The organism is Rhizobium sophoriradicis, from assembly GCF_003939025.1.
In the GTDB taxonomy this organism is placed as follows: domain Bacteria; phylum Pseudomonadota; class Alphaproteobacteria; order Rhizobiales; family Rhizobiaceae; genus Rhizobium; species Rhizobium sophoriradicis.
In genome coordinates, this window is the sequence record NZ_RQIH01000008.1 from 80,660 (window position 1) to 106,818 (window position 26,159).

22 protein-coding genes are annotated in these 26,159 nt (G+C 62.8%); 5 read left to right on the forward strand and 17 right to left on the reverse strand.

Features of this window, described 5'->3' with window-relative positions; translation table 11 throughout:
- Nucleotides 1–97: 97 nt before the first annotated feature.
- From EFR00_RS14905 to EFR00_RS33900, 3 genes are read right to left on the reverse strand one after another with little or no spacing between them, the layout of a single operon-like run.
- Nucleotides 98–1,348 (reverse strand): ABC transporter substrate-binding protein, encoded by a 1,251-nt coding sequence (locus EFR00_RS14905; RefSeq protein WP_077988986.1) that lies wholly within the window; start codon nucleotides 1,346–1,348, stop codon nucleotides 98–100.
- A 53-nt stretch (nucleotides 1,349–1,401) separates the two neighbouring features.
- Entirely contained in the window at nucleotides 1,402–3,477 is a 2,076-nt protein-coding gene (locus tag EFR00_RS14910; RefSeq protein ID WP_245435260.1) for a putative bifunctional diguanylate cyclase/phosphodiesterase, read from the reverse strand.
- Nucleotides 3,464–3,589: a hypothetical protein gene (locus EFR00_RS33900; RefSeq protein WP_280950831.1), complete on the reverse strand. Its 126-nt coding sequence runs from the start codon at nucleotides 3,587–3,589 to the stop codon at nucleotides 3,464–3,466. Before EFR00_RS33900 ends, EFR00_RS14910 begins: the two co-directional genes overlap by 14 nt.
- An 815-nt stretch (nucleotides 3,590–4,404) precedes the next feature.
- Here EFR00_RS33900 and EFR00_RS14915 point away from each other — a divergent pair.
- Entirely contained in the window at nucleotides 4,405–6,930 is a 2,526-nt protein-coding gene (locus EFR00_RS14915; RefSeq protein ID WP_077988988.1) for a sensor domain-containing protein, read from the forward strand.
- Nucleotides 6,931–6,933: 3 nt separating this feature from the next.
- Here the strand turns inward: EFR00_RS14915 and EFR00_RS14920 are convergent, their stop codons facing one another.
- Nucleotides 6,934–7,890: a LysR family transcriptional regulator gene (locus EFR00_RS14920; protein ID WP_077988989.1), complete on the reverse strand. Its 957-nt coding sequence runs from the start codon at nucleotides 7,888–7,890 to the stop codon at nucleotides 6,934–6,936.
- A gap of 126 nt (nucleotides 7,891–8,016) precedes the next feature.
- On the opposite strand from EFR00_RS14920, the gene EFR00_RS14925 reads away from it, so the two are divergent.
- Complete coding sequence (locus EFR00_RS14925; protein ID WP_077988990.1) at nucleotides 8,017–8,448, forward strand: DoxX family protein; 432 nt, start codon at nucleotides 8,017–8,019, stop codon at nucleotides 8,446–8,448.
- Nucleotides 8,449–8,797: 349 nt separating this feature from the next.
- The gene (locus tag EFR00_RS14935; protein WP_010058939.1) at nucleotides 8,798–8,992 is read left to right on the forward strand and encodes a hypothetical protein; all 195 of its coding nucleotides are present in this window, start codon (nucleotides 8,798–8,800) and stop codon (nucleotides 8,990–8,992) included.
- A gap of 30 nt (nucleotides 8,993–9,022) precedes the next feature.
- Here EFR00_RS14935 and EFR00_RS14940 read toward each other — a convergent pair whose 3' ends face one another.
- The 3 genes from EFR00_RS14940 to EFR00_RS14950 are packed head-to-tail and all read right to left on the reverse strand — an operon-like array spanning nucleotide 9,023 to nucleotide 11,869.
- Complete coding sequence (locus EFR00_RS14940) at nucleotides 9,023–9,841, reverse strand: ABC transporter ATP-binding protein (RefSeq protein ID WP_077988992.1); 819 nt, start codon at nucleotides 9,839–9,841, stop codon at nucleotides 9,023–9,025.
- Nucleotides 9,834–10,865 carry a FecCD family ABC transporter permease gene (locus EFR00_RS14945; RefSeq protein WP_077988993.1) on the reverse strand — a complete coding sequence of 344 codons (1,032 nt, stop codon included), beginning with the start codon at nucleotides 10,863–10,865 and terminating at the stop codon, nucleotides 9,834–9,836. The genes EFR00_RS14940 and EFR00_RS14945 overlap by 8 nt, the downstream gene beginning before the upstream one ends.
- Nucleotides 10,862–11,869 carry a FecCD family ABC transporter permease gene (locus tag EFR00_RS14950; protein WP_245345101.1) on the reverse strand — a complete coding sequence of 336 codons (1,008 nt, stop codon included), beginning with the start codon at nucleotides 11,867–11,869 and terminating at the stop codon, nucleotides 10,862–10,864. Before EFR00_RS14950 ends, EFR00_RS14945 begins: the two co-directional genes overlap by 4 nt.
- Nucleotides 11,870–11,963: 94 nt before the next feature.
- Here EFR00_RS14950 and EFR00_RS14955 point away from each other — a divergent pair, with 94 nt between their 5' ends.
- On the forward strand, nucleotides 11,964–12,884 hold the full coding sequence (locus EFR00_RS14955; protein ID WP_245345100.1) for an ABC transporter substrate-binding protein: 921 nt from the start codon (nucleotides 11,964–11,966) through the stop codon (nucleotides 12,882–12,884).
- 43 nt (nucleotides 12,885–12,927) lie between these two features.
- Here the strand turns inward: EFR00_RS14955 and EFR00_RS14960 are convergent, their stop codons facing one another.
- From EFR00_RS14960 to EFR00_RS14975, 4 genes are all read right to left on the reverse strand, one after another.
- Complete coding sequence (locus tag EFR00_RS14960; protein WP_077988996.1) at nucleotides 12,928–13,650, reverse strand: RNA polymerase sigma factor; 723 nt, start codon at nucleotides 13,648–13,650, stop codon at nucleotides 12,928–12,930.
- 43 nt (nucleotides 13,651–13,693) lie between these two features.
- Complete coding sequence (locus EFR00_RS14965; RefSeq protein WP_009996511.1) at nucleotides 13,694–14,011, reverse strand: cupredoxin domain-containing protein; 318 nt, start codon at nucleotides 14,009–14,011, stop codon at nucleotides 13,694–13,696.
- Nucleotides 14,012–14,018: 7 nt separating this feature from the next.
- Entirely contained in the window at nucleotides 14,019–14,540 is a 522-nt protein-coding gene (locus EFR00_RS14970; RefSeq protein WP_009996512.1) for a DUF4142 domain-containing protein, read from the reverse strand.
- A 104-nt stretch (nucleotides 14,541–14,644) separates the two neighbouring features.
- Nucleotides 14,645–15,031 carry a DUF488 domain-containing protein gene (locus EFR00_RS14975; protein WP_077988997.1) on the reverse strand — a complete coding sequence of 129 codons (387 nt, stop codon included), beginning with the start codon at nucleotides 15,029–15,031 and terminating at the stop codon, nucleotides 14,645–14,647.
- 205 nt (nucleotides 15,032–15,236) lie between these two features.
- Between EFR00_RS14975 and EFR00_RS14980 the strand changes: the two genes are divergently transcribed.
- The gene (locus EFR00_RS14980; protein WP_077988998.1) at nucleotides 15,237–16,376 is read left to right on the forward strand and encodes a polysaccharide biosynthesis/export family protein; all 1,140 of its coding nucleotides are present in this window, start codon (nucleotides 15,237–15,239) and stop codon (nucleotides 16,374–16,376) included.
- Here EFR00_RS14980 and EFR00_RS14985 read toward each other — a convergent pair.
- Genes EFR00_RS14985 through EFR00_RS15010 form a run of 6 tightly spaced genes read right to left on the reverse strand, consistent with a single transcriptional unit; the run spans nucleotide 16,373 to nucleotide 26,150 of the window.
- Complete coding sequence (locus tag EFR00_RS14985; RefSeq protein ID WP_077988999.1) at nucleotides 16,373–17,278, reverse strand: serine/threonine-protein kinase; 906 nt, start codon at nucleotides 17,276–17,278, stop codon at nucleotides 16,373–16,375. The two genes, EFR00_RS14980 and EFR00_RS14985, sit on opposite strands and share 4 nt — an antisense overlap.
- A complete protein-coding gene (gene tagF / locus EFR00_RS14990; protein ID WP_077989000.1) occupies nucleotides 17,268–18,641 on the reverse strand; it encodes a type VI secretion system-associated protein TagF in 1,374 nt (457 codons plus the stop codon). Before tagF ends, EFR00_RS14985 begins: the two co-directional genes overlap by 11 nt.
- Nucleotides 18,642–18,651: 10 nt before the next feature.
- Nucleotides 18,652–22,128: a type VI secretion system membrane subunit TssM gene (gene tssM, locus EFR00_RS14995; RefSeq protein WP_077989157.1), complete on the reverse strand. Its 3,477-nt coding sequence runs from the start codon at nucleotides 22,126–22,128 to the stop codon at nucleotides 18,652–18,654.
- Complete coding sequence (tssL, locus tag EFR00_RS15000; RefSeq protein WP_077989001.1) at nucleotides 22,128–23,654, reverse strand: type VI secretion system protein TssL, long form; 1,527 nt, start codon at nucleotides 23,652–23,654, stop codon at nucleotides 22,128–22,130. The genes tssM and tssL overlap by 1 nt, the downstream gene beginning before the upstream one ends.
- Nucleotides 23,651–24,991, reverse strand: coding sequence for a type VI secretion system baseplate subunit TssK (gene tssK, locus EFR00_RS15005; RefSeq protein ID WP_077989002.1), 1,341 nt, complete (start codon nucleotides 24,989–24,991; stop codon nucleotides 23,651–23,653). The genes tssL and tssK overlap by 4 nt, the downstream gene beginning before the upstream one ends.
- Nucleotides 24,981–26,150 (reverse strand): type VI secretion system-associated FHA domain protein, encoded by a 1,170-nt coding sequence (locus tag EFR00_RS15010; RefSeq protein WP_077989003.1) that lies wholly within the window; start codon nucleotides 26,148–26,150, stop codon nucleotides 24,981–24,983. The genes tssK and EFR00_RS15010 overlap by 11 nt, the downstream gene beginning before the upstream one ends.
- Between the last annotated feature and the right edge of the window lie 9 nt (nucleotides 26,151–26,159).

Sequence of the window (26,159 nt, forward strand, 5' to 3'; positions counted from 1 at the left end):
CCAGCGGACTGGCGGCGGGCTGTTTGCTGCGCTTATCGTACATCTCTGCGAATCATGGATATTCGTGCCGTACTGCGGTACCGGCCTTCCGTTGCCTTCAGCGCTGCATCAGCAGATCGTGCAGGCGCTTCTGAACCTCGTGCGGCGACATGTTCCTGTTGTTGAAGAAGTCGCCGACCACGGCGATCCAGCCTTCCGACATCTGGGTCGGCATGGCCTGGGACTGGGCGCTGACTTCGCCCTTATGCGCCTTGATCATCTCCAATCCAAGTTTGCCGCAGCGATCGAGTCCTGATGGATCGACATCGGTGCGGACGGGCAAAGAGCCCTTGATCCGGCTGAAGGCAACCTGGTTGTCCCGATCGAGCACCATGCGCGCGAAAGCCTGCTGCGCTTGCGCTGTGCCTTCCCGGCTGGTCAGCGGAAAGGCGAAGGCATCGATCACCATGAAATAGGCGATGGAGGTGCCGGGAACGAGGCTGCAGTCGAAATCCTTGTCGACGCTGTAGCCGCGCGCCGCAAGTTCGCCCTTGGCCCAGTCGCCCATGAACTGCATGCCGGCCTTGCCCTGGCCGACCGCCGCAGCCGCATCAGCCCATGTCTTGTCTTTTCGCTGTTCGATCGGCTCCACATAATCGGACAGGCGCAGCAGCATATCCAGCGCCTCGATCATGCGCGGGTCCTGCACCAGTTCTGCATCGCCGCTCATCAGCCGGGCATAACCTTCCGGCCCGAACTTGTGATAGACGATGTCGTTGAAGATGAGCGACACCTCCCATCGGGCGCCGCCGAGCGCGATCGCCCGGCGTCCCGTCGCCTGGATTTTATCGGCCGCATCGAAAAGCTCGTCCCAGGTCTGCGGCGTCTTCACTCCCGCTTCGGCCAATGCCGCCGTGCTCGTCCACAGCCAGTTCTCGGCATGGATATTGGTCGGCGCAAAATAAACCTTTCCCTTGGAGGAGATTCGGTCGAACACCGTCGCGGGAATGACATCGCGCCAGTGATCCGCCTGGGTGACATCGTCTATATCGAGCACGATGCCCATTTCCGGCAGTTCGCGTGATCCTTCGTTGGCATTCCACTGCATCACAGCCGGCGCATATCCGTTGGCAATGCGGTCGCTCACGACCCGCTGGACCGCGACCTTATTCTCCGCCGGCATGTCGACCCATTGGTTGCCGGCCGCTGCCCAGGCCTTGCGGTAAACATCGAGCGCCGCCGCCTCGCTTTTAGACACCCAGAAATGCACGACGTCCACCGCCATGCCCTCTGCCGCGAAAGCCTGCGCCACAGGAGCTACCGTCGCCAGGGTCGTGGCGAGCCACGTCCGTATGATTGCCCGTCTCATTCGATTTCCTCTTTCGTCGATGATTGTGCCGCCCCGTGCCCGTGCAGCGCGGTTCAGGAGACCATTACAGCCGGCGATTTGCGGGATCGCCCTGATATTCCGCGCACCGGCGGCCGGCGAACCAATCGTTCCGCCACGAGGGCCGGTTCCGGTTTGCCGAACAGATAACCCTGGCCGATGTCGCAACCCGCATGCAGGAGGAAGTCCCGCTGGACCTCCTCCTCGATGCCTTCCGCCACGCACCGTTTGCCGAGGTTGCGCGCCAGATCGATGATCGCCCTGACGATCTGTTCCGATCGGACATCCTTGCCGATTTCGGCAACGAAGCTGCGGTCGATCTTCAGTTCGTCGAAGGGGAAGTCACGCAGATGGACGAGCGACGCAAAGCCGGTGCCGAAATCGTCGAGCGAGACCGAAACTCCATGCTTGCGGAAGCGGGAGATGGTCTCGGCGATCTGATTGGCGCCGCGATTGAGAAAGACGTCTTCAGTGATCTCGATGGAAAAATCGAGCCAGTCGAGCCGGTTTGCTTCGACCGCCGCGGCGATAAGGTCGTAACCGTCATCGCCGACCAGCAGGGCCTCCGGCAGATTGATGGCGACCGATCCCACGCTGAGCCCGGCTGCCTGCCATGCTCTGAGGTCGCGGGCGACGGTGTTGACGATACAGCGCGTCATCCCCTGTATAAGGTGACCTTCCATAAGCGGCAGGAAGCGTCCCGGCGGTAGAATGCCGAGCTGGGGATGACGCCAGCGCACCAATGCCTCGAAGCCGAGGTGCCTGCTGGTCTGCAGGTTGACCTTCTGCTGGTAGTAGACGACGAACTCGTCGCGATCGGCGGCGAAGGCGAGGGCGCTCGCAAGCCGGTTCTGCTCCAGACGCTGGGCGAAGGAGCTTTCGTCGAAAATGACGGCGGTATTGCGCTTGGCCTTTGCGGCATAAAGCGCCAGATCGGCAACGCGCATGAGGGTCGCCTCGTCTGAGGCATGGCCCGGCACGACCGCGCCGCCGAGGCTGGCCGAAACCGGCAGCGACCGGCCCTCGAACTGGCATTCCGTCGCAATGGCTGCGACTGCGCGCCCGGCAATTCCTTCCAGCGTCGCCGCATCTGAAATGCCCGGAAGCAGTGCGGCGAACTCGTCGCCGCCAAGCCGCGCGACGATATCGCCGGACCGGAACGTCTTCTGCAGCGCGCGCGCGACATGGCTCAGAACCGCATCTCCCGCCGGATGACCAAAACTGTCATTGGTGGCCTTAAAGTGGTCGAGGTCGACCAACAGCATGGAAAAGCCTGCCCCCGTCCGCTCAAGGGAGCCAAACAGCCCGTTCAGCGCCTCGTTGAACGACGATCGGTTGCCAAGGCCCGTCAAGGTATCGGTATGCGCCAGATGCGTCAGCTTGATCTCGAAATCCAGGGTCCGGCGGTGTTCGGTGCGCAATTTGACGAGGAGCGGTATGAAAAGGATGAGGGTCGCAAGGATGAGCGTCGCGGCGGTGAGGCTGAGCAGCACGGCACTGATAAGGCGCGTGTGATCGATGCTGACATCGCTCCGGTCATGCGCGCTCTCGATCAAGGCGCTGAACTGACGCATCAGCGTGCTGTCCGAGGAAACGGCAAAGTCGATTGGTCCCCAGAAGCTGTAACGTTCCCGTCGATCCTGCAGTTTTGCTGACACGACGCGTTCGGCCCTCTGAAGGAAATCCTCCAACCGTCCGTCGAGTTCGCGCCGCAATTTCTCGGACGCGCCGTCCTGTCCGTTCAGCAGTTCCAGAAGGTTCGCCTCGACCTGCGTATTCAGCCCCTTCAACTCCACGCTCATGGAGTGGATGTCGTCGATTGCCCTCTGAACGTCCTCGACCATCGGCCTGATAACATATTCAGGCATATTCGGGTCGGCCGAAGCGCGCATGATGGCGCGCGTCTGGGTGGCCAGTTGCTGGAAGCGGATGAATTGGCGTCCGATCACATAGCTGATGTTCTGCTGCAGCGAATGGCGATCGAGAGCCACCTTGACCGTCAGGAAGGTTGACCCGATCAGAACTGTCATGACCACGACGGCGAGGACGTAATGGCGCCCGATGGAGCGGATATATTTCGCTACGGAGGAATGGGACTCACCGGCCGGCATCACTGTATTTTCCAAATCCGAACCCCACCATTCGCGCTTCATCAAAACAAGACAGGCCGAACGGCCTCCGGGACAACTGCTTCACAATCATTTGCAAGAGATCGGCCATCATGGCCCGGTCCTGCGCGTCGGGTGCGGCGCGCCGGGAGAATGGAGTTCAGATCGCCGCCTGCCTTGGACCGATCTCGTGATCGACGTCCAGCCGGCGACATCTTGTGGGAGCTTTGAGCAAGCCAGGGCGGCGCGATCCGCGGTCAGCTATTCCAGGGGGCGAGGATATTCAGCATCGCGATCGCGCCCGCTGTACTGCCTCTGGATTGATGGTCATAGGCATGCGTACTATCAAACATTTCCACCTCTGAACGCGCTGTCGAACAACGCGGATTTTTGGCTCGTCTCTGAACCCGTCTTCATGGCGGAGAAGTACAAGCAGCACCTCGTTCGGTGGCCCAGCTTGTCGTTCCCTGGTTTAAGAAGCGTAAAAAAATGCAACGAAACCAGGTCCTTGCCACAGGCCCATACGAAATCGTCGTGATCTGGCCAGAGGGTTCGGATTCCGGATAATTGCCTACCTGATTTCCAAACCTAGGCCTTTTCGGACGTGCCGTTTAAACAAAACGCAAGGTAGACCACGACAGGCAAGGCAGTGTTGCCGGAGAAGACGAGAAATTATGAGTATCCATATTGCGTCGACGCGATCCGCTTCGCGCGACGAAATTTGCTGAGCTGCCGGAGACCACAGCCATCTCTTAATTTTCTGGCCGCAATATCCGATGCCAAGCCGACATGCTTGGTCGCGGCGGACCGGAGTCTTTGCATCCGATCTCAGGCCATAACTTCCCCTCAAATGATTTGGGTGGCCTTTGCTAAAGATTCTCGACCGGATGGATGACGCATCCGGTTGTTGCCCATGGTTGAGGAAGATCAATGATGACCGTGTCCCAGTCGCTTCGCCAGCCGGCCCTCCGTACAGAAGGGCACGACCGAGACGCGGCAGTCGATCGGGAGGCCCTGCTCGGGGCCTTGCTCGGCACCTTTCCGCTTCCGGTCTTCTACAAGAACCGGCATGGGCGCTACCTTGGCTGCAACAAGGCCTTCGAGAGTCTGCTTGGTCATGCACGCAATGGGATCATCGGGAAAACCGACGCCGATCTCGATCCGCACCATCATACGGAATGGCATCTGACGCAAGACGATGTTTGCCCCGAAAGCGGCGGGGCCCAACACTGCGAGACCAAAATCACGACAGCTGGCGGTGCGGTGCGTGATGTCGTCGTCAACAAGGTGGTGTTGTCGGGAGCAAACGGCGCCGCCGGCGTGATCGGCGCCATCGTCGACATTACCGAGCACAAGCAGGCGGGGCGGGATCTCAAGAAGGCGCTTGAATTTGCCGAAGGAATCATCACCGCCATTCCCGATGTCCTCTTCGAGGTGGATGAGGACGGCCGGTATCTTCAGGTCTGGACACGAAATCCGGAACTGCTGGCCCAGCAGAAGGAGATGCTGCTCGGAAGGACTGTCAATGACGTCCTTGCGCCCGATCAGGCCGCCATCGCGATGGAGGCGTTGCGCGAGGCCGCCAAGGAGGGCGTTGCCTATGGGCGATGCATTTCCATCGCCCTGCCGAACGGCGAGAGGCGGTGGTTCGAACTCTCCGTGGCCAGACGGCCGAGTGCCGATCCTGCTGCCGCGACCACGCTCCTGGCGTTCTCGCGCGACATTACCGAGCGGAAGCAGGCGGAAGACGCCATCAACCTGGTGCGAATGCAGCTGCTCAGCGTGCTTCGGACCATGCCCGATATGGTGTGGGTCAAGGACATGGACGGTGTCTATCTGCTGTGCAACCACGCCTTCGAGCGGCTGACCGGATTGGCGGAAGCCGACGTTGTCGGGAAAACCGATTTCGAGCTGTTCGACGTCGAAAGGGCGCGGTTTTTTCGGGAATCGGACAAGGCGGCTGTCGAGGCTGGAGAATGCATCCTCAGCGATGAGGAATGGGTCATTTCTCAGGAGAACGGGCAATCTGTTCTGCTTGAAACACGCAAGGTGCCGGTCATGGATGCAGGGGGAGGCGTCGTCGGGGTTCTCGGTGTGGCGCGCGACGTTACCGAATTGAACGTCTCGCGCCAGAAAATCCACCAGATGGCCTTTTACGATCCCCTGACCTCCTTGCCGAACCGATCGCTGTTCAACGACCGGCTGCGGCAGATGATCACTTCAGCCGTGTCGCGAGGTCAGCGGGCCGGCGTGGCGCTGATCGACATCGACCACTTCAAGGTGGTCAACGATACGATGGGGCATCCCGTCGGCGATGAACTGCTCTGCCAGGCGGCGGCCCGCCTCAAGGCGAGCGTCCGCGACTACGACACTGTCGCCCGTCTCGGCGGCGATGAATTCGCGATCCTGCTGCCGGAGATCCGTCAGGGCGACGACCTCGGCCGGATTGCCGGCACGATCCTCGAGAGGTTCAAGGAAGGCTTTCTGCTGGATGGCAAGGAAGTGTTCATTTCGTGCAGCGTCGGCATCGCGCTCTATCCCGATGACAGCGCCGACGTCAACGATCTCGTGAAATACGCCGACTCCGCGATGTATCTCGCCAAACGCTCGGGGCGAAACAGCTTTCGCTTCTATTCAAAGGACCTGACGGCGAGCGCCGAAGAGCGCATGCGGCTGGAATCAGATTTGCGCCGTGCCATCGAGCGTGGTGAATTGGAGTTGCACTACCAGCCCAAGGTGCTCCTGGACAGCGGCGCCATGATCGGATCCGAGGCCCTGTTGAGATGGCGCCACCCGGACATGGGCATGGTTCCTCCCTTCCGCTTCATTCCGGTCGCGGAAGATACGGGGCTGATCGTGGAGCTCGGCCGATGGGTGCTGCGTGAGGCGTGCGAGACGGCCGCCGAGCTGAATGCCGACGGCCGGATACCGCACAAGGTAGCAATCAACCTGTCGGTCAAGCAGTTCCAGTCCGCCGGCTTGATAAAGTCTATCGCCGAGATTCTTGAGGAGACCGGCTGCCGCGCCGAATGGGTCGAAATCGAAATCACCGAAAGCCTGCTTCTGGATCAGAAGGATGAAACGTTGCATATGCTTTCCGAGCTTCGGAGCATGGGATTTTCGATCGCCATCGATGATTTCGGCACGGGCTATTCGGCGCTGAACTATCTGGCCCGTTTTCCCATCGACACGCTGAAGATCGACCGCTCTTTCATCAACAGCGCCGACAAGCGTAACGAGGAACTTGTCAAGGCGATCCTCTCCATCGCGCGCTGCCTCGGCCAAAATGTGGTGGCCGAAGGCGTCGAGACCGCCGAGCAGGCAGCCTTCCTGGCGGCCCACGGATGCGCATCCGCGCAAGGTTTCCTCTACAGCAAAGCCCTGCCGAAGATGGAAATCATGGCTCTGCGGCTGGCCTCTTCGATGGGCGAGTCTCCCGCAAGCGCGATGCCCTAGCCCTCAGCCGCCGATTTCCCTGGAGCCGTGTTCGACGCCGTCCTGACGTCCCCGATCTCGGACCGTGCCCGAAAGCCTCGTCCGAAGCTCCGCCATCAGCCATCTCGCCGCAGGTCCGGGCGGGTTTGCAACGTTGCGTATCACGTGGATCGGATATTCATCCTGATCGAAGGCAGGAAACCGGAGATGGACGAGACGGCTATCGGCAAGATCGTCCTTGACTAGATAGGCCGGAAGCCCGCCCCAGCCCAGTCCGCCGCGGATGAAAAGATGCTTCGTTGCATTGTCGCTGACCCGCCAGGTCTTGAGCGAAAATACGTTGAAATCGCGGCCCTTGGTCAGCCCCGAGGCGTCATAGACGACGAGCTGGGTTTCATCGCGCACGTCGGCAAGGTTTAGCGGCCGGCGCAGCATGCCGAGAGGATGGTCGGCGGCGGCGACCGGGATCATCGCCGACTGGCCGATCCGCTCGAAAACGATCTGATCGTTCCTGGTTGCCATGGCACCGCCGAAGCCGACGGCGGCCTTTCCTGCCATGACCGCATCCATGACGATCCCGAGCGTGCCGACGGTCACGTTCAGTGAGACGGTCGGATAATGAGTGCGGAAGGCGCGCAGCACGTCGACGACGATATCCGACGGCACGATGGCGCTCATCGCGACATTGAGTTCCGCCTCCAGTCCATCGCTCAAAGCGCGCACGCGTGCCCGCATCAGGTCGAGGTCGCCGAGCAGCCGGCGCGCATCCTCCAGCACGGATCGGCCGGCCTCCGTAAGCTGCGGCCGCTTGGTGCCGGAACGGCTGAAAAGCGCCACGCGCAGCTGTGCTTCGAGATTGGCGATCGTATAGCTAATGACCGACTGCGTGCGGTTCAGCGCGCGGGAGGCTGCCGAGAAACTGCCTTTCTCCACCACGGTCAGGAATACGTGAAGCTGATCCAAGGTCGGATGCGGCTGCATATCTCATCGATCCAGTCGATAAATTATTTCGAAAATATACCGATTTTCACGATGGGTAGCCAGCTTTATCTGTAAGGCTAATTCAAGGCTGCCTGCCGCAGCCAGCCATCGTTCAGGAGGTTCGAGTTGTCCAATGCTACGACCATTTCGCCAGCGCCCCGTGCGGGAAGATTGCTGCAGATCGCGATATGGTCCGCGCAGGTGCTCATCTTCGCCGCTTTCACCTTGTTCGGCTGCATGAAATTCTTCATGCCGGTCGATCAATTGGCGGCGATGTGGGTCTGGCCGGGCCAGGTTCCCGCCTGGTTTTTACGGCTCATGGGCATCATCGATTTTGCCGGCGGCGTCGGCGTCCTGCTGCCGGCCCTGACCCGCATCCAGCCGCGTCTGACCGTGCTTGCGGCGATTGGCTGCGTGCTGCTGCAGATCGCTGCGATGATCTTTCATCTCTCCCGCGGCGAAGCGCCGGCCCTGCCGCTCAACGTTATCCTGCTTGGCCTTTCCGCCTTCATCCTCTGGGGCCGCGGCAGGCGGGCGCCTGTAACGCCGCGCGGATAAAGAACGACCGCTTGCGAGTTCGCCTCGCAGCAAGGCGAGCGGCCGGGGATTTCCCATTTTGCCGAACTCCTAAGCTGCAGATACGGTCGGTTCTCAAAGCTGACGATTGCCTTATCCGAATTTCGCAATGCTGTCCGGTCGGCGCAGCAAAGCTCCGGACTGAGCCGCCCGCAGGGGAAAAGTAAGAGTTTGTTAAGGTTGACAAGGCGTTTACTGGCTGCCGGGACGAACGCAACGCATTGAAATGAAAAGCGAAGACGTTCCCGCCGATTGGCAATGAAACACGCCGAATCCTGGAGACATGAGAGTTTCCATCCTCCCAGGCACAACGAAAAAATAATGAATGAGAATGGCTGAAATTATCCAGTTTCCAAATCCGGTCTCCAATATTGCGACGAATGCTCATGACCTGCAGACCGCAGCCGGACCGTCCGGCGGCTCCGACATTGACCAGATGCTCCAGGCCCGCGCCCGCATCGAAAGGGTTCTGCACGAACTCGACAGATTGACCGGTGAGCTCGGCCAGTTGTTTATCGAGGGCTGACAGCGGAATGTTCGGTCGGCGCGTTCTTGCTTACTCCGATGACGTCCCAGCAAGACGCAGCGGGATGCAGAGCGGCCGGCCGTGAACGGGATCGGTTATGACCCTTGCCTGCACCCCGAAGACGTCGGCGACCATCGCCTCGGTGACCAGATCGGCGGGCGCCCCCGTGGCGACGATCTCGCCGCCCCGGAGAAAAACCAGCGTGTCGCCGTAGCGCGCTGCGAGATTGAGGTCGTGCAGGACGAGGACCACGGTTCTGCCGAATTGCTGCTTGAGACGGTCGACCAGTTCGAGGCATTCGAGCTGGTGGGCGAGGTCGAGATGGTTGACCGGCTCATCGAGGCAGATGATGTCGGTCTCCTGCGCCAGAACCATGGCGATCCAGGCGCGCTGCAACTGGCCGCCCGAGAGCGAGCCCAGCCTGCGGTCACGCAGATGCCCGACGCCGGTGCCTGCCATCGCCTGCTCGATCGCCTCCGCGTCGCCGGCGTTCCAGGGCTGCAGCAGCGTCTGGTGCGGATAGCGGCCTAGCCGGACGAGCTCCTGCACCGTCATGTCTTCGGGGGCTGAAGGACTCTGGGTCAAGAGCCCGATCTTCCTGGCGAGCGCCTTTTCCCCGAGGCTGTGAAGGCTCAGTTCCTCAAGGAGGACCTCGCCCTTGCTGGGCTTGTGCAGCCTGCGGATCGCTCTCAGCAGGGTGGATTTGCCGCAGCCGTTCGCGCCCGCCAGCACGGTGATCTTGCCCCTGGGGATGGCGAGCGACAGGGAATGCAGGACGTTGACCTTGCCATAATCCAGGCTCAGCCCTTCGATCGATATGACGTTTCCGGTGGGGGTCGCACTAGCCATGGCGCTGGTTTCTCATCAGGAGATAGAGGAAATACGGAGCGCCGATGACGGCCGGAACCGTTCCGGCAGGCACCTCCGTCGGCGAAAAGAGCAACCGGACGATAATATCCGCGCCCACCAGCATCGACGCTCCGATGAAGAAGCTGCCGATCAGGCCGAAATGGACGCCTCGTCCGATCAGCCGGCGCGCCAGATGCGGCGCCATCAGGCCGATGAAGCCGACGCCGCCGACGAAGGCGGCCGAAAGTGCGGAGATGGCCGCGGCAAGGACGAAGATCTGAATGCGGAAGCTCGGCAAGTTGAGGCCGACGCTTCTGGCCGACATCTCGTCGAGGTCGGCCGGCGGCAGCCTGCGGACGACGATCAGCACGACGAGGGTCAGCGGGAGCATGCCGATCGCCGTGATCCGGATCTCGTTCCAATTGATCTCGTTGACTGCGCCGGCGATCCAGCGGGCGGCCTGTCCTGCCTGGTAGACCGGGCGGACAAGCATGGCGATGACCGTCAATGATTTGAGCACCGCGGCAACGGCGGTGCCGAAGAGAAGCAGACGGATCGCCGACGCCGCCTGGCGGCCGGCAAAGGCGAAGACGACGAAGATCGCCGCAATCGATCCGGCAACCGCTGCGACGGGCTGATAGGCGACCGAGGTGACGAGCGCGTTCGACTCATTGGAGAGCGCCGCAAGGAAGCAGACGACCGCCAGCGCGGCGCCGTCGACGACGCCCAATATGCCGGGCGATGCGAGTTCGTTGCGGGTGACGCGCTGGAGAAGATATCCGGCGACCGCAAAGCCCCCGCCCGCCAGAGCAGCGATCACGACACGCGGCAGGCGGAACTGCAGGATGATGACGGTTTTGCCGCGAACCTCGGCGCCGAGAAGGACGTCCCAAACCTGGGCAAGCGGGATCCAGGTGGAGCCGAATGCCACGCCGGTCGAAGCGAGAGCGAGGAAGAGCAGGACGATCGCCGCGAGCGTCAGAGTAGTTCTGGAGGCTGCGAGCGGCCGGACAGGCGAGGTCATGCCGCTCTCCGTTTAAGCAGGATGAGCAGCGTGATGCCGCCGACGGTGGAGGTGATCGCGCCGACCGGAGCCTCAGTGGGATAAATGATGAAACGCGCGAGAATATCGGCCGCAGTCGTGTAGATGGCGCCGATCAGTGCCGAGGTGAGGATGAGGCGGCGATGGCTGAGGCCGACGAGCCATCGGGCGAGGTGCGGCACGACGAAACCGACGAAGCCGACCGGACCGGCCATGCAGACGCCGGCTCCCGTCAGTAGCGAGACAGTCAGGAAGCCGGCCCAGCGCACGACGGCGAGCGGCACGCCGAGATTTGCTGCTGTCGTATCGTCGGCCTGCAGGGCGTCGAGCGGCTGCGCGAGCATCCATGCGGCCGCCAGCCCGGCCATGACCACGGGTGCGCCGCCGATCGCAAAGGCGATCGGCCGGTCGGCAAACGAGCCGGTCAGCCAGAAGAGCAGCTCCTTGAGCTGGGCTTCGTTGGTGGTCAGGATGATCTGGACGATCGAAAATGCCAGACCGCCGACGGTCACGCCGACGAGCACGATGCGGATCGGCGAGAAGCCTCCCGAAGTGGCGGCGACGCCGAAGACGAGCAGGCTGGTCGCCAGTGCGCCCGAAATGGCCGCCACCGACATCCCGGCAATCGAGCCGATCCCGAGCCAGACGCTGGAGGCGACGACCGCGAGAGCTGCGCCGGCATTGATGCCGAGCGTATCGGGGGAGGCGATGCGATTGCGCGCCAGCGTCTGAGTCAAGACGCCGGCGACACCGAGAGCGGCGCCGACGAGCGGCGCAAGAAGAGCCCGGGGGATGCGCAGCGTGGTGATGACGACGGCGCTTTCCGATCCGTCGAAAGCGAAGATGGCGTTCCAGATCGCAGCCGGCCAATATTGCCGATATCCCACTGCCACGCTGGCTGCGACGAAAAGGATGAGGATCGCCGGCAAGGCGATCGCCAGCAATGTCATCGGCCGCGAAGACGTGGAGAGGGGGATAGAGCGCACGAGTTTCAGCTTGACTTTAAGTGGACAATGTATCTCATCTTATGACCCAACCGATTGGTCGAAAAATCATTCAATTGTCAAGTTCGAGGCCTGTGTGCGTACGAAATCCATTCTGCTGGCGGCGTTCGCTGCCATTCTGTCCCTCATCGCCGTAACGGCGGTCGGCGCGCGCGAAGTAACCCATGCCATGGGCGTTACCGACGTCCCTGATGCGCCGAAGAGGATCGTCGTGCTGACGAACGAGGGAACGGAAGCGCTGTTGGCGATGGGCATCAAGCCGGTCGGTGCCGTGCGGTCCTGGCTCGGCAAACCCTGGTACGACCACATCGCCCCTCAGATGGAGGGCGTAACCGTCGTCGGCGACGAGTCGGCCGTCAACCTCGAACTGATCGCCTCGCTCGAACCCGATCTCATCCTCGGCACAAAATTCCGGCAGGAGAAGATTTATTCGCAGCTTTCGGCCATCGCCCCCACGGTCCTTTCCGAACGAATCAGAAGCGACTGGAAAGGCAACATGAAACTTTATGCCGCCGCCGTCGGGAAACTGCCGGGAGCGGAAGCGGCCTTCACGGCCTATGACGACCGCGTCGCCGCGATCAGCAAGGCGCTGGGGGATAAAAAGGCCGAAAAGATCTCGCTCGTGCGCTTCATGCCGGGGCGAACGCGGATTCTGCTGAAGGATACTTTTGCCGGCAATGTTTTGAGCCAGATCGGCTTTGCGCGGCCAGCAAACCAGGATCGGATGGAATTCGCCGACGAGGTGACGAAGGAGCGCACGCCCGAATTCGAAGGCGATCGGCTCTTCTACCTGGTTTATGACACCGGTGACGGCAAGACGGCCGCCGCCGCGGCCGACTGGACGTCCGACCCGCTCTGGAACAATCTTGCTGTTGTCAAGGCCGGCAAGGTCGGCGCCGTCAGCGACGCCGTCTGGAATACGGCCGGCGGGATTGTCGCCGCCAACCTGATGCTCGACGATATCGAAAAGCTATACGGGCTGCCTGCCTCGCGCTGACGCGTCGCAGGCCGCTTTCCGCAACCCCCACGCAGCGGCACTGTCAATCTGTCCCCGACGTCCCGTGGCAAAGGGCCGCGACGATACGATCGGCCATGAAAGCACAGCGCGCGCCATCGAACGGGAACAGGGCGGCGAATGCGCCGGAGAGCTGTTTTTCGATCGATTGCCGCATCATCTTCCGCGCCCGGTGCAGCCGGGTCTTGATGGTTTCAGCTCTTATGCCGAGGCAAGATGCCGCCTCCTCGGTGCTCATACCCTCGACGTCACGCAGCACGAAAACGGCGCGGAAGTCTTCCGGGAGTTCGTCGACAGCATGTTCAAGGAGATGCCTCGCCTGGCTCCTGGACAGCTCGGTTTCCGGATCCGTAGCCGACATAGAGGAAGGAAACTGTAATACCTCGCCACCCCGCGACGCCCTCTGCATGTCGATATCCTCAAGCCCGGTCGTGTTCCTGACCGCTCGCACGCGACCCATCGCCTCGTTCAGGACAATGCGGGTCAGCCATGTCGACAGTTGCGCATCGCCGCGGAACGCCGCCAGGTTGGTGAATGCCTTTATATAGGCGGCCTGGACGACATCTTCCGCCTCCGCATCGTCACGGATGACAGCCCTCGCCGTCCGGAACAGGCGCCGGTTGTGACGTTGAACGATGGCGCGGATGGCGGGCTCGTCGCCCTTTTTTGCCAGCGGCACGAGGTCGTCGTCGGAAAGCGTCGATATGTCGGGCCGGTGTGGTGCGGCCGGAACCGCAATGGCTGTCATGGAAACTACGCCTGGCTGCTTTGTCGTTCCTTTGGAGTCCGGCCTATGGCCGAACGTCCAGTGTGCCCGTCATGGCGGGATGAAAGCGGCAGTAATAATCGACCGCTCCCGCTCGGCTGATCGTCATGCGGCCCTCCGATTTCGGCGGCAGATCGATGTCGAAACTCTTGTCGCGAGCCGTCGCCGTATGCCGGAATATATCATCGTTTCGCCAGACGATCACGTCGCCAACCTTAAGCTCGGCAGGCGGCGGACCGAATTTCATGCCTGTGATGGTGACCTTATAATCAGCCGCGGCAGCAACCCCGCTGCCTGTCCAGAGCAGCGTAAACAGCAGCAGCGATTTCATCAGCAGGTCCATCGCCAGCCTACTTCATCATCGAAGCAAGATGCTCGGCATGCATCTGGTGTTGTTTAAAGAGGGTCAGGCCCGTTTCCAGGAGCGACTTCAACTCCTTGTTCTGAGCGGAGGGGATCAGCACGTTGGCAAGCGCATCGTTGACCGACTTGTGATAGGTGACTTCGTTTTCGACATAGGCCTTGTCGAAAGCCGCACCGTCGAGAGCGCCGAGCGTCGCCAGTTCCTTGTTCGCCTGTGTCGACAGCGACTGGCTAACGGCATTGTCTTCAGGTGTCACCTTCAGCTTCTTGACAAGGGCAAGCGCCTGATCATTGACGGCCTTGTGGTCGCGCTCCATCGTCTTGGCGAATTCGATGACTTCGGCATTCTTGCTTTTCTTCAGCGCCTGTTCCGCGGCAGTGACGTCGATCTCGCCTGCCGTATAGGCGATATGGGCGATCTGCGGATCGGTCGGCTTGGCATCGGCGGCGACCGCGGCGGTGCCGAGCGAGGCCGCTATCAGGGCTGCGCCGAAAACATGTTTCAACATGATCTGTCTTCCTTGTGTCGTGTGACGGAATGGCCTCCGCGGCAGTGGCGCGCCTTTGGAAGCAGACATTGGATGCAGATCGGTCGAAAAGGTTCCCGGAAATTTTATGTGGGCGGCATCTTATCGGTGCCGGGCGCGATGCTTCGGTCTTTGCCGAGGAAGCGCTGCAGCACGATAGCGTGATTGTGCTGCAGGTCTTTCGCCGCGTAGAGAAGCGTCGCGTCCGATTTCCCGATCTGGCGTTCGAGCTCCTCGACGGCCGACGCGTTCTTTTCGAGTTCGCGCCGGTAACGGCGCTGGAATTCGGTCCATTTGGCGGGATCGTGGCCGAACCAGCGACGCAGCGCCGGGCTCGGCGCGATCTCCTTCAGCCAGAGATCGACTGACGCATCCTGCTTGCTCAACCCGCGCGGCCAGAGCCTGTCGACGAGTATGCGGATGCCGTCTTTGTCTTCTTTCGCTTCGTAGATTCGTTTGATGTGCACGGCCATTTGCTCACCCGCATAGGTTCAGAACCGGTTTCGACCGAAGGGACGAGCGTAGGACCTGGTTCCACGTTGATACATATGGTTGCCAATTAGTCACAGCAGACTGCCTCTGAGCTGTCACAATTGATTTTTCGCGTGCAACTGGTATTGCTCGGTCTCCTGCCGCTGATATTTTCCGATTCTCTCAACATTGCCAAAAGGATACCTGATGCGAAAGCTGGCGCCGTTGGTCCTTGTCGCAGTTCTTAGCGCATGCGCCCGGCCATCCGATGGCCCTACTGCCGGTGGTTTTTACAATGCCACCTCACCGCAAACCAACGAGCGGATCCCGGTCGTCAGATTGTCGGAAGCGCCGATGGGCCCGGTTTCGGCCGCCCCGCTTGCCTATGCCTCCTCCGATCTGGGGCTCAGCGCCATGCGCTCGGGCGGATTTGCCGATACCAAGCTCAGGCGTGGCGACGTCATCGACGTGACGATTCTCGATCCCGGCGAGGATGGGCTTTTCTCCTCGACTGAGAGCAAGACCCTCAATCTCGGCCGCTTCACCGTTGATTCGACCGGCAACGTGACCCTTCCCTTCATCGGCAAGCAGCGGGTGGTGGATTCCTCGACCGAGGCGCTGCAGACGCGCATCGTCACCGGCCTGAAGGGCTCGGCGGTCAATCCGCAGGCTGTCGTCACCGTGGTCGACAGACCCTCCAGCGGCGTCACCGTCAATGGCGACGTGCGCTCCGCCGGCCGCTTCCCGCTCACCGCGCGCAAGGAGCGCGTGCTCGACGCAGTCGCACTTGCCGGCGGTGCATCCTCCGATCCGGGATCGGCCACCGTCACGCTGATCCGTGGCAAACAGCGCGCCACCGTGCCGCTGCAGCGCGTCATCGACGACAGCAAGCAGAATGTCTATCTGCTGCCGGACGACCAGATCTATGTCGACAAGGATTCACCGACCTTCACCGCCTTCGGCGCCTTCAAGAGTGTCGGCGAGTTCGAATTCGAACCCGGCCGGCTGACGCTGGCCCAGGCGCTCGGCCGGGCAGGCGGGCTGCTCGATGACCGGGCTGATGCCAGCAATTTCTATGTGCTGCGCAATCAGCCGGTCTCTACGCAGCTGGCGGCAGCGAATGCCAAGACCGCCGCGCCGGTCGTCGTCAGCAGCAAGCCGGTGATCTACCGCGTCAATATGAAGGATGTTTCCAATCTGGCGCTGATGCAGCGTTTCCAGATGATGGACGGCGATATCATCTACGCCAGCAATGCCAGCCTGGTGGACTTCGCCAAGCTCTTCAACGTCTACCAGAAGAGCGTGCCGACGGCCGCAGCGCCGATCCCCGGATCGAGCGGCAACTAAAAATCGACTGGACGTTCCACGGGGCCGCCGAGCAGATGCAAGGCGGCCTTTGCATTTTCTGGCCTGTCTTGCGGATTGCGTTGGGAGAGTTGGACGGCCAACGCCTCCAACTTTTCGTCGCGTTCACCGCTGCAATAGCTGAGCAGCAGGGACAGCAGACGCCCGGCCGCGTAGAGGTCGCACCGCCCGTCGACCGGCTCGCCGGTCGCCTGTTCCGGGGATACGAAATCCGGCTGGCCGGCAAAGGCAAGATCGAACTCTTCGTGCCGGCATCCGGCCTTCAGCGCGATCCCGAGATCGGCGATCTTGAGATGCGCGAGGTCACCATCGAACAGAAGGTTGAGCGGCGACAGGTCGCAATGCACGAGGCCGGCGGCATGGATGGCGTCCAGGCCGGAAAGCACCGAAGTCATCACATCGATGATTTCGCGCGGAGATAACGGTCTTTCCTGCAAAAGATCCGCAAGGCGGCTCTCGATCCATTCCATCACCAGGGCGGGGCGCCCATCGTCAAGCCGCAGAACGGTCTGCGTCGCGGCAATGTGGGGATGGCGGAGAGACATGCCGATATCGGCCTCGCGCAGCATGAGTTTCCTGAGCACCGGGTCATCCGCGTGTTCGGGCCGCGGCAGCTTGATCACATGCAACGTTCCGAGATCGCGATGGCGGGCACGATAGACCTGGGTCGCTGCCCCGTCATGGATCAGCGTCTCGAGCATGAAGCTGTTGGCGACGGTCTCGCAATCCGTGTCGCGAAGCCGGGCCTCGCCACGGTCGAGCGCGTCCCGGACCCGGTCTATCAGGATGTTCCGGGTCTCGAGTGGCCCCTCATTCAACGCCTGCCAGAGACGCGAAAAACGTCGGGCGATTTCTTCGAAATACGCGGGATGATCATGCGTCATCGGTCTTCACGTCGATCACGATGGCGCTGAGGTTGTCGCGACAATTGGCGATCAGCCCCTCCTGGACAAGAATATCGGCCGCCTTTTCGATTTTCGCGGAAATGAGAATATCGGCGATGCTCCGCTCGGGGACGGCGTTCGGCAGCGGGGCGCTGCAGAGCAGCAGCCGGTCACCGGCCTGCAATCCGCCGGCGCGGACTTCGGGAACGAGATGTCCGCGCATGCCGATGGCGCGCGAGAGCGTGCGCCGCAGGCCGATCTCCACATGGTCGCGGGTAAGGCAGCGCATCATGCCGTCGCGCAGGAGGTAGCAGCGGGCATCACCCACCCAGAGCAGCGCGCAGCTCTCACCGAGCACGGCCAGCACGACGATGCTGAGGGCCGACGGCTCGCGATCTGAGGAAAGATAGGCCGACTGGAGCAGGCCGTGGGTGCGGCCGAGCTTGCCTTTGATGTCCTGAACCAGCGCTTCGATGGTCTGCTGCGTGGCGGTTTCAGCCAGCACATGGACGGCGATCTTGCCGATCTCGGCCGCGGCGTTGCCGTCGCCGACGCCATCGGCGACGGCAAACAACGAGGGCGTTTCCGAAACGAGCAGCGCATCGGCGTTGACAGTGAGCCTTGTTCCCGCATGCGTGGCATGACTGTGCCGGAGCACCAGAGGAGGATGCGGTTCGGCGGCAACATGGCGCGGTGCCACGGCTGGTTCAGGTTGCGGCGGAGCCGAAGTCGCTGGCGTCTCGTCGCGCAGCAGCTTCGGAAATTGCTCCGGCTCCGGCGCGCCGCCGACCCCGAACCCCTTGGCTCGCCGATCATCCGGGTCGATCCGCCACCAGATCGTGCCTCGGCTGGAAGCTCTATCCTGCAGTATCTCGTTTTCCGCCAGGTCGGCCGGGCGCAGTGTCCTCAGCCGCTTCAGGCTTGCGGTGAAATGGTTGATGTCGAAATCCCGCTTGGCCGAGCTTTCGGCGATCGCCTCGGCCGCCGTGAACCACGTGTCGTCGAGATAGAGCTGGCGTGGATGCTCGACAAAGCCATGAAGCTGCGCGGCGATGACGAGCGGAAAACTGCGCCCGACGCGGTCGAGGCTTGGAAGCAGCACGCCGGCAACGGTTGCCGGCCCCCAGAGACCGCGCTCGATGATGAAACGCCATGCCGGCATCGAGCGGAAGCGGCGTTTCCAATCCTCGCCGAGCTCCTGCTGCGCCGCCTGCAGCCCGGCCTGCATCCAGGCGTCGAGTGCGGATTGCAGGCTGTGGCCGAGGCCCATCGAAACGAAATCGCCGTGGCTCGGCAGCTTGCCGTAGAAGCCGATCCTGTCGCTTTCGGCCGGATTTCGCTCGAGGGTGGCGCGCTCGTTCATATCAGTCCGCTCAGAATTGCGCCGGGCATGAGAAGGCGCCGAGCGCCTCCAGCCGGAATGGATTGAGCACCGAACCGAACTGCACATCGAACTCCGCCGCCCGGCCGTCCTGCTCAAATTGTGCCCTGAACAGATCGTCGCCCTGCACCGTGACATTGGCATCGTCGAAGAGGCGGAAGGGCGACCAGTCGCCGTTCTCGGTCAAGGCCTGCTGCCAGCCGCCCGGCTGGAAGGCGATGCGCGAGGTGTTGTTCGCTTCCGTCGACGGCCATGTGATCGATTTCGCCTGGACCGGTCCATGGAAATAGACAACGCGTTCGCCCTCGATCTCCAGCATCACCGCGCTGGCGGCATCGGTCAGCGACACCGGCTTCACGTTGATCGTGATCGACGGGTCCTTGCTGCCGGCCGGGAAGAAGGCGCGGTTGATCTTGTCGGCATTCTCGAACTGGGCGATCGCCGCGCTCGGAATGCTCGACGCCCCGAAAGTGCCCTTCCAGCCCCATGGCGAAGCGCTGGTATCGACAAAGGCCTCAAGCTTCTCCTTGAAAAAGGTCTTGAACAGTCCCTCGGGACCGAACAGCCTGACGAAGTCGCTCATCGCCACGTCGCGCGCGGATTTTCGATCGAAGGGATAACGGCCGGCCACGACATTCGAGCAGAAACCGGCACCCTCCGCGGCCCAGGCGTCGCTGATGCGCGAACGGGCGGATTTGACCGCCAGCGATCCGACATCGGCGGCGAGCCCCGCCATCCATGTATCGATCGGCGCCGGCAACTTCCGGGCCTGCTGCAGCAAGTCCTGATTGGCGTCGGTCAGCTGGCTATCGACGTCGAAGACTTTCGCCACTTCGGCCGTAGAGGTCGTCGCCCGCGAAAGCTGCTCCTGCACTTTCTGCAGGATCGGTTCCAGCTGCCCGATTTCCGAGCGCGGCGCCTCCTTCGATTGGTCGGGAAGCGGCGATTGGCCGGCCGGCGTCTTCAGCGCGTCTCGAAGACGGCCGAAGGGATCGGGCGCATTGGCGGCACTGCTCAGCGCCGTTGTTGAGACGCTCAAATTGCCGTCGGCAGCCGAGGCGATCTCGGCGGCGGGGCCGCGCAGATCGGTGGCCGCGGCGATCGAATTCGCGATCGTCTCAACGGGGCCGGGCTTGCCGGCGAGGATCCGGGTGGTCTCAGCCGCGTCGCTGATCGTCTGCGAAGGTTTGACCCTGATATCGGTCAAGAGGGTCGACCAGCGTTGATCGAACTTGTCGAAGTAAAGCTGAAGTGTGGCTTGGGCGATGGTGTCGACCGTGACACCGGCGGGATTGGGGACGCCGCGAACCCACTGCTCGTCGAGTGCCTCCCGCGCGGCCTCGCTGATCTCGGGCAGAACGACCGTGCGGTAGCCGGTCGCGGAAAAAAGGCCGGGGATGCTCTCGCCAAGCGGCGCCTTGGAGGTCCGCTCGAATACCTGTTCGCCGAGCGGGCCGAGCGCACCGGCCGGACTCCAGCCGGGAAGGGCGCGGGAGGCGCGGTATTCCGCCAGGATATCATAGGCGCGGCTGGCGATGTTCTGCGATCGGATGATGTCGCGTGCCTTGGCGATCAGCGTCTTGTCGAGATCGATCGGCGGCAGCGCGCCGCGCGCCATGGCTTCCGCATGGGTGATCAGCGCGTTGCGCGCCGCGGTACGGCCTTCGTCGGGATAGAGCCTGGTGAACATGTCTTCCGCTTCCAGGGAGGCGAAATCCGCATTCATCGGGCCGAGCCCGCCAAGCATGCCGTAGAGTTTCAGAGCGTCGAAGGTTCTGTTGACGTCGGTGGTCTCGGTCATCTCCTTCTGGAGCTGCACCAGCATGCGGGGTAGGAGCAGCGTGTTCAGCGCCCGCTGATAGGCTTCGCGCTGGCGGCTCGCGACCTTGCCGTCCTGATCGAGGCCGAGGCTCACCGGCCAGACGCGCGTCTTCGAAAAATCGGTAGTGACGGCAGCGAGATTATCAAGCGCCGGCAAGATGCGTAGGAAATCCGCATCCGAGACGTCGCGCACCGGCACGCCGCGCACCAGCTGCTCATAGGCATCGATGCGTCTTTCCGCACCGGCGAGCGCCGTGGTGTTCTGGAAGTAGGTGGCCGTCCAGCTGGTCAGCACCACGGCCAGCAGCAGGACCGCGCTCGCGTAAGCGGCGCGGCGGAAGAGGAGCTGCCGGCCGGAAAGCCGCTTGTCGCGGGCGACCAGCGAAGCCTCGCCGAAGATCACCTCCTTGAAGAGGCGCGAGAGGAAATAGCTGCGCCGCATGCGCGGTGTGGCGGCTGCTTCCTCCCTCTGGGTGCCGGAGGCGAAATAGATGCCGCGCAGGAGCGGCGCGTCGACCAGTTTCGAGCCCGAGCAAAGCTCCGTCGTCACTTCATGCAGGCGCTCCTTCAGCGAGGCGAGCTCGGCGGGGAAACGGAAGATGCGGCCGCGCAGCTCCGGATTGGGCTCCTGCTGCAGGCGCTCGATCAGCATGGCGTCGATGCGTTGCTGCAGCAGGGTGAATTCCTCTGTGAAGCGTTCCGGCAGGTTGGCCGCCTTATAGCTTTCGTCGAGCCCGAAGGTCGTGCCCCAGACCTGTTCGCGGTCGCTCTTGTTGAAGCCGTCGAAGAATTCGACGAAGCCGGTCAGGAGATCGGCCTTGGTCAGGAGCAGATAGACCGGCACGCGCGCATGCAGGAGTTCATCGAGCTCGGACAGCCGCTGGCGGATCGCCCGGATTTCCTCGCGCTGGGCTTCGGGATCGCGTGTCAACAGATCGCCGATCGACAGCGTCACCAGCGCGCCATTGATCGGCTGCGACCGGCGATATTTCCTGAGGAGACCGAGAAAGCCTTCCCAGCCGGCCTTGGCGGTGCCGTTCAGATCGTCCTGCGTGGTGTAGCGGCCGGCGGTATCGATGAGGATTGCCTCGTCGGTGAACCACCAATTGCAGTTGCGTGTGCCGCCGATGCCCTGAACCGAGTTGCTGCCGAGCGCATCGCCGAGCGGGAATTTGAGGCCGGAATTGGTGAGCGCCGTCGTCTTGCCGGAGCCCGGCGCGCCGAAGATCACGTACCAGGGCAGCTCGTAAATATAGCCGAAGCGTCGCTTGGTGATGCGGCGCAGGAACTGCAACGCCTCCTTCAGCCGGCTGTGGATCTCGCCGACCTCAGCCTGCTGGCTGGCCGCCGCTTCGGCCTCGGCGTCACGCTCGATCCCTTCGACGAGCTGCTTGTCGCGACGGCGGTCGCGGATCACGGTGAACAGGAGGTAGGCGAGCCAGGCGGCAATGATGACGCCAATCAGCGTCAGCCGCGCCGAGGCGCTCGCCAGCGGCTTGAAGTCGCCATAGGCGGCGAGATAGCCGTAGAACCAGATGACGACGCAGATCGCCGCCACCCATATGATCGAGATGAAGCGGCGGCCGAGAAGGCCGGCATAGGCTTCCACATAGGAACGCAGCGTATAGAAATAACTTAAGGGATTCATCATCGCGAAGCGCCTCCTGCGGCGGCAGCCGGTGCATTCGGTCTTTCGGCCTCGATCGGCGCTGTCTTGAAACCGGCGTCGTTCAGCCGTTCGCTCGGATCGGTCAGCACCAGGATCTCGGTGCGGCGGTTCATCTCCCGGCCCTCCTGCGTGTCGTTGCCGGCGATCGGATCGCTGTCGGCGCGTCCCTCGGTCAGGATCGCCCCCGGCCCGGTGAATGATGCGAGGATTTCGCCGACCGCCTTGGCGCGGGCTTCCGACAGGTGCCAGTTGGATGGGAACTGGATGGTGCGGATCGGCACATTGTCCGTATAGCCTACGACGACGGCGCGGAATTTCTCCGCGGCGAGCGCGCCGCCGATGCGCTGCAGGAGATCGTGGAATTTCTCGCTGACTTCGGCGCTGCCGGTGGCAAACAGGCCGGAATTGCTGATACGCACGAGCAGCCTGCCATTCGAATCCGACAGCGTGACAAGCTTCTTCTCGACCTCCGGCTGGAGGAAGGCGAGCAGATTGTCGAGACGGCTCGGTGGCTTTACCTGCGGCGGTGGCGGTGGCGGCGGCGTTTGCGCGACGACAACAGGCGGAGGGGCGCGCGGCGGCTCCGGCACCTTGACCAGCACGCTTGGCGTCTCGCGTGGCGGCAGGTTGGCAAGGCGCTCGAACGTGCCGTCGGAGGCGCGGTTCAGCGAAAGCGTGAAGAACAGGTAGCCGAAAGCCAGGATCAGCGTCAGGACGGAAAGCAGCGTCCAAAGGGCGGCGGCGGTGCGCAGCGGCTGGTGCCGGGCGGAAACGCCTTTCCAATGCGGAGAAAGCTCCCGTTCGAAGACGCCGTATTGGCCGAGCAGCGTCTTATAGAGACTGTCGCGGATGCGGGCGAGCTCCAGCCCGCCGCGCGCGGAAACGCGGGTGCGGCCCTCGAAGGCGAGCGACAGGCAGAGATAGATGAGCAGCAGCAGGTCCTTGTTGGCGCCGGGGCTCTGGTGGAAATGATCGAGCAGATCGAACACCCGCTCGCCGCCGGTCACATCCATATGGAAGGTGGAAACGAGGCCCGAACGGGCCCAGCCGGCGCGCACGCCCCAGGCTTTGCTGAGCACGACGTCGTCGACGGTCGCGCAGACGACATAATGGGCGGCACGCGCCCGCTCGGGGCTGATGCGCGCGCTGGCGAGATCCCGCTCGTAGCGGCCGACCGCTGCGATTGCCACCGACCTCAGTTCATCGATATCGGGCTGCTCGTCCGTGTAGCGCAGGCCATGGGCGAGGTTGAGCAGCGGCGCGGCCGAGCGCACCAAGGTCGGCACGTCTTCGGCGCCGAAGCGGAAATCCCGTACGAGTGTTTCGACCGATGCTCCGCCCGTCGCGAGCGCTGCCGCCGTTGCCTTCTCGGCTTCGGGAAAATCGAGAACGTCCTCCAGCATCTCCGCCATCTTTCGGGCGGATTGCTTTTTCTTCACACCATCCTCGGTGAGTTCGACGATGGTCGGCAGGCTTTGCCAGGTGGAGGCGGGTTCGTTCTTCATTCTCTAAGGGCCCACAGTTCTATTTCGAGCCCGGGGAAATCGCCGGCGAGGTGCACGGCGATGGCGCCGGAGGTATCGAGTTGTTTCCAGAGCGGATTCTTGGTGTCGAGTTCGAAGTAGATGGTGCCGGAGCGATAGGGGAGCTGGCGCGGCAGCACCGGCAGCGGCCGTACGGGAATGCCCGGCAGCGCCACGTTGACGAGGTCGGCGATGCGTTCGACCGGGCCGACCTTGATCTGCGCCGGCAGCTTGCGGCGCACGTCCTCGGCCGGCATCTCTGCCCGGACCGCCAGCACGAAGCCGGCATCCCGAAGCAGGGAACGGTCGTTGATCGTGCCGATCCTGACACCATGCCGGCGTTCGGCGAGCTCGATCGCCACCGCCGCCTGTTCGAGCACCGAGGAAAGCGAGGCTCTGAGATCATCGAAGACGGCGGCAAAGGTCGCCTTCAGGTCGTCGTGGCGGTAGGGCGGGAAGTCGCTCGCCCGCTTGCGCTCGGTGGTGAAGGTGGCAAGCTCGCCGGCAAGCTGGATGCAGTGCTCGTAAAAGACGATCGGATGGATGCGCGTCGCATTGGCCGAGATATGCTTCAGCATCGGATCGGCGCGATTGAGGATCTGCAGGAGCAGGTAATCGCCGACCTCCGCCGTGCCGCGGATGGTGGGATCGCCGATGCGTTCGGCAATGGCTTCGGCGCGGTGGCGCACGATGCCGAGAAGCTCGGTGATCAATTCGTTCAGCCGGCCGGCGGCCGTGCAGTTGAGGCTCGGCAGGATGTAATCGGGGTCGAGAATGACAGCCCTGTCGGAGCGCACCTCGATGATGCGGGCAAGTCCGATCAGCTCGTAGCCGGCCAGCTCGTCGCCGGTCTTGAGATAACGCAGGCTGAGGCGGCCGACATCGATGGGGGCCATGAAGTCGGTCTCGACATTTGCGTCGGGCGCCTCATAGGGCGAGGCCACGAGGCGAACGCTGTTGCGCTGAGCACCGCCATTCAGCGCCACATCAGCCTTGCCGGGCTGGCGGGCGGGAAGTGCGAGATAGACAATCGCATTCTTGGTGTTCTCGTCGAGATCGAGCGGCGGCGGCAGATCGGCATCGACGGGCGCTTCGAACGGCGTGCCGTCGGGCAACACGCCGCGCAGGTTCGACAGCGCGAACTGGCCGATCGCCAGCGCCCCGCGGTCGATGCCGATCTCCGCGATCCCCCAGGGATAGGGCGACAGGCCGTGCGTGGCGGTGCGCACGAGCCGTTCGGTCCAGCGGTCCGCCTGCTGAAAATGCTGCACGCGAAGGAACATGCCCTCGCTCCAGGCCACCCGGTTCTCATTCCTCATGATGCGCGTCTTGTCCTTCCTGGCTGTCTTGTGGACGAGGCCCTGTGTCCCTGCCGTTCATCGCTGCCAGCATGGCGTCGCGAAAAAAGTCCTGGACCGATCGGCTTTTGCCGTCTTTTTCGAATTGCGCCCGGTAGGCCCGCCAGTAGTTCCGGTCCCGACGCCAGGCGCCCGTCTCGACACGCGCTTCCAGGCTGCGCGGCTCCAGCTGGCCCGCCGCCTGGGCGAGGGCTTCGAGCGCGGAATTGAGCTTGAGCTGCCGGCCGAGCAGGGTCTCGATGCGGGCAAGCAGCGCCTCCTCCCTGTCAGGGAAGTCCGGCTGGCTGCCGGAAGGCGGTGCATTCATTTCGAAAACGGCATAGGCACTCTCGACAGCCTCCTCGAGCCGGCCGAGCAACGGCTCCAGCCTGTCGGCGAGGGCTGCGGGCCGGCCGATGCTCAGCGCCGGAAAATCTTCGGATTCGGGTTGCGCATTGTCGTTGAAGATGTCGATCAGCGGCGCGGTCCGGCGTTGGGCGATGGGGACTGCGATATGGGTGGCCGAGCCGTGTTCCAAATGGCTGGCGTATTCGGTGTCCTCCGAATTCCAGTCTTCCGGCAGAAGCTGGGTCAGCGTGCGAATCTCCGGGGGCCCGCTCCATCCGATCTCGACATTGCGGGATGACGCCGCGCCTTTCTTGCCGGCCTGTTCGGAAGGGCTCCAATCGTCGGCCGTGCGCTCACCGAGAATGCCGTTTGCGGTATGGCCGCCCGGCGCGATGTCGGCAAGGATCGCGGAAATGGTCAGCGGTTCGTCGCTCAAGACGAGCCCGGCATCGGGGTCCTCGATGTCGCGATCCCTGTCGCCGGAGATGTGGACGGAGAATGCAAGTCCGCCCATCTCCAGCCGCGACCTGTCGGAAAGCCTGGCGATTTGGCCTTCATGCACGGCAACGCCATCGACGCGGGAGCCGTTGGCGCTCTGGTCGCGCAAAAGGAAGCCGTCGCGGTCGCGCTCGATGATGCAATGAAGTTTCGAAATCGACAGCCTGTCCGCCGGCAGCTGCCAGTCGCAATCGGGCGCCCGGCCGAGCGTGCGCCGGCCGCGTTCGAAAAACCATTTCGGCCGGCCGGCCATTGTCACCGCGTCGCCGGTGATCTCTCTCAGTTCGAGCCGCATCCTCACCTC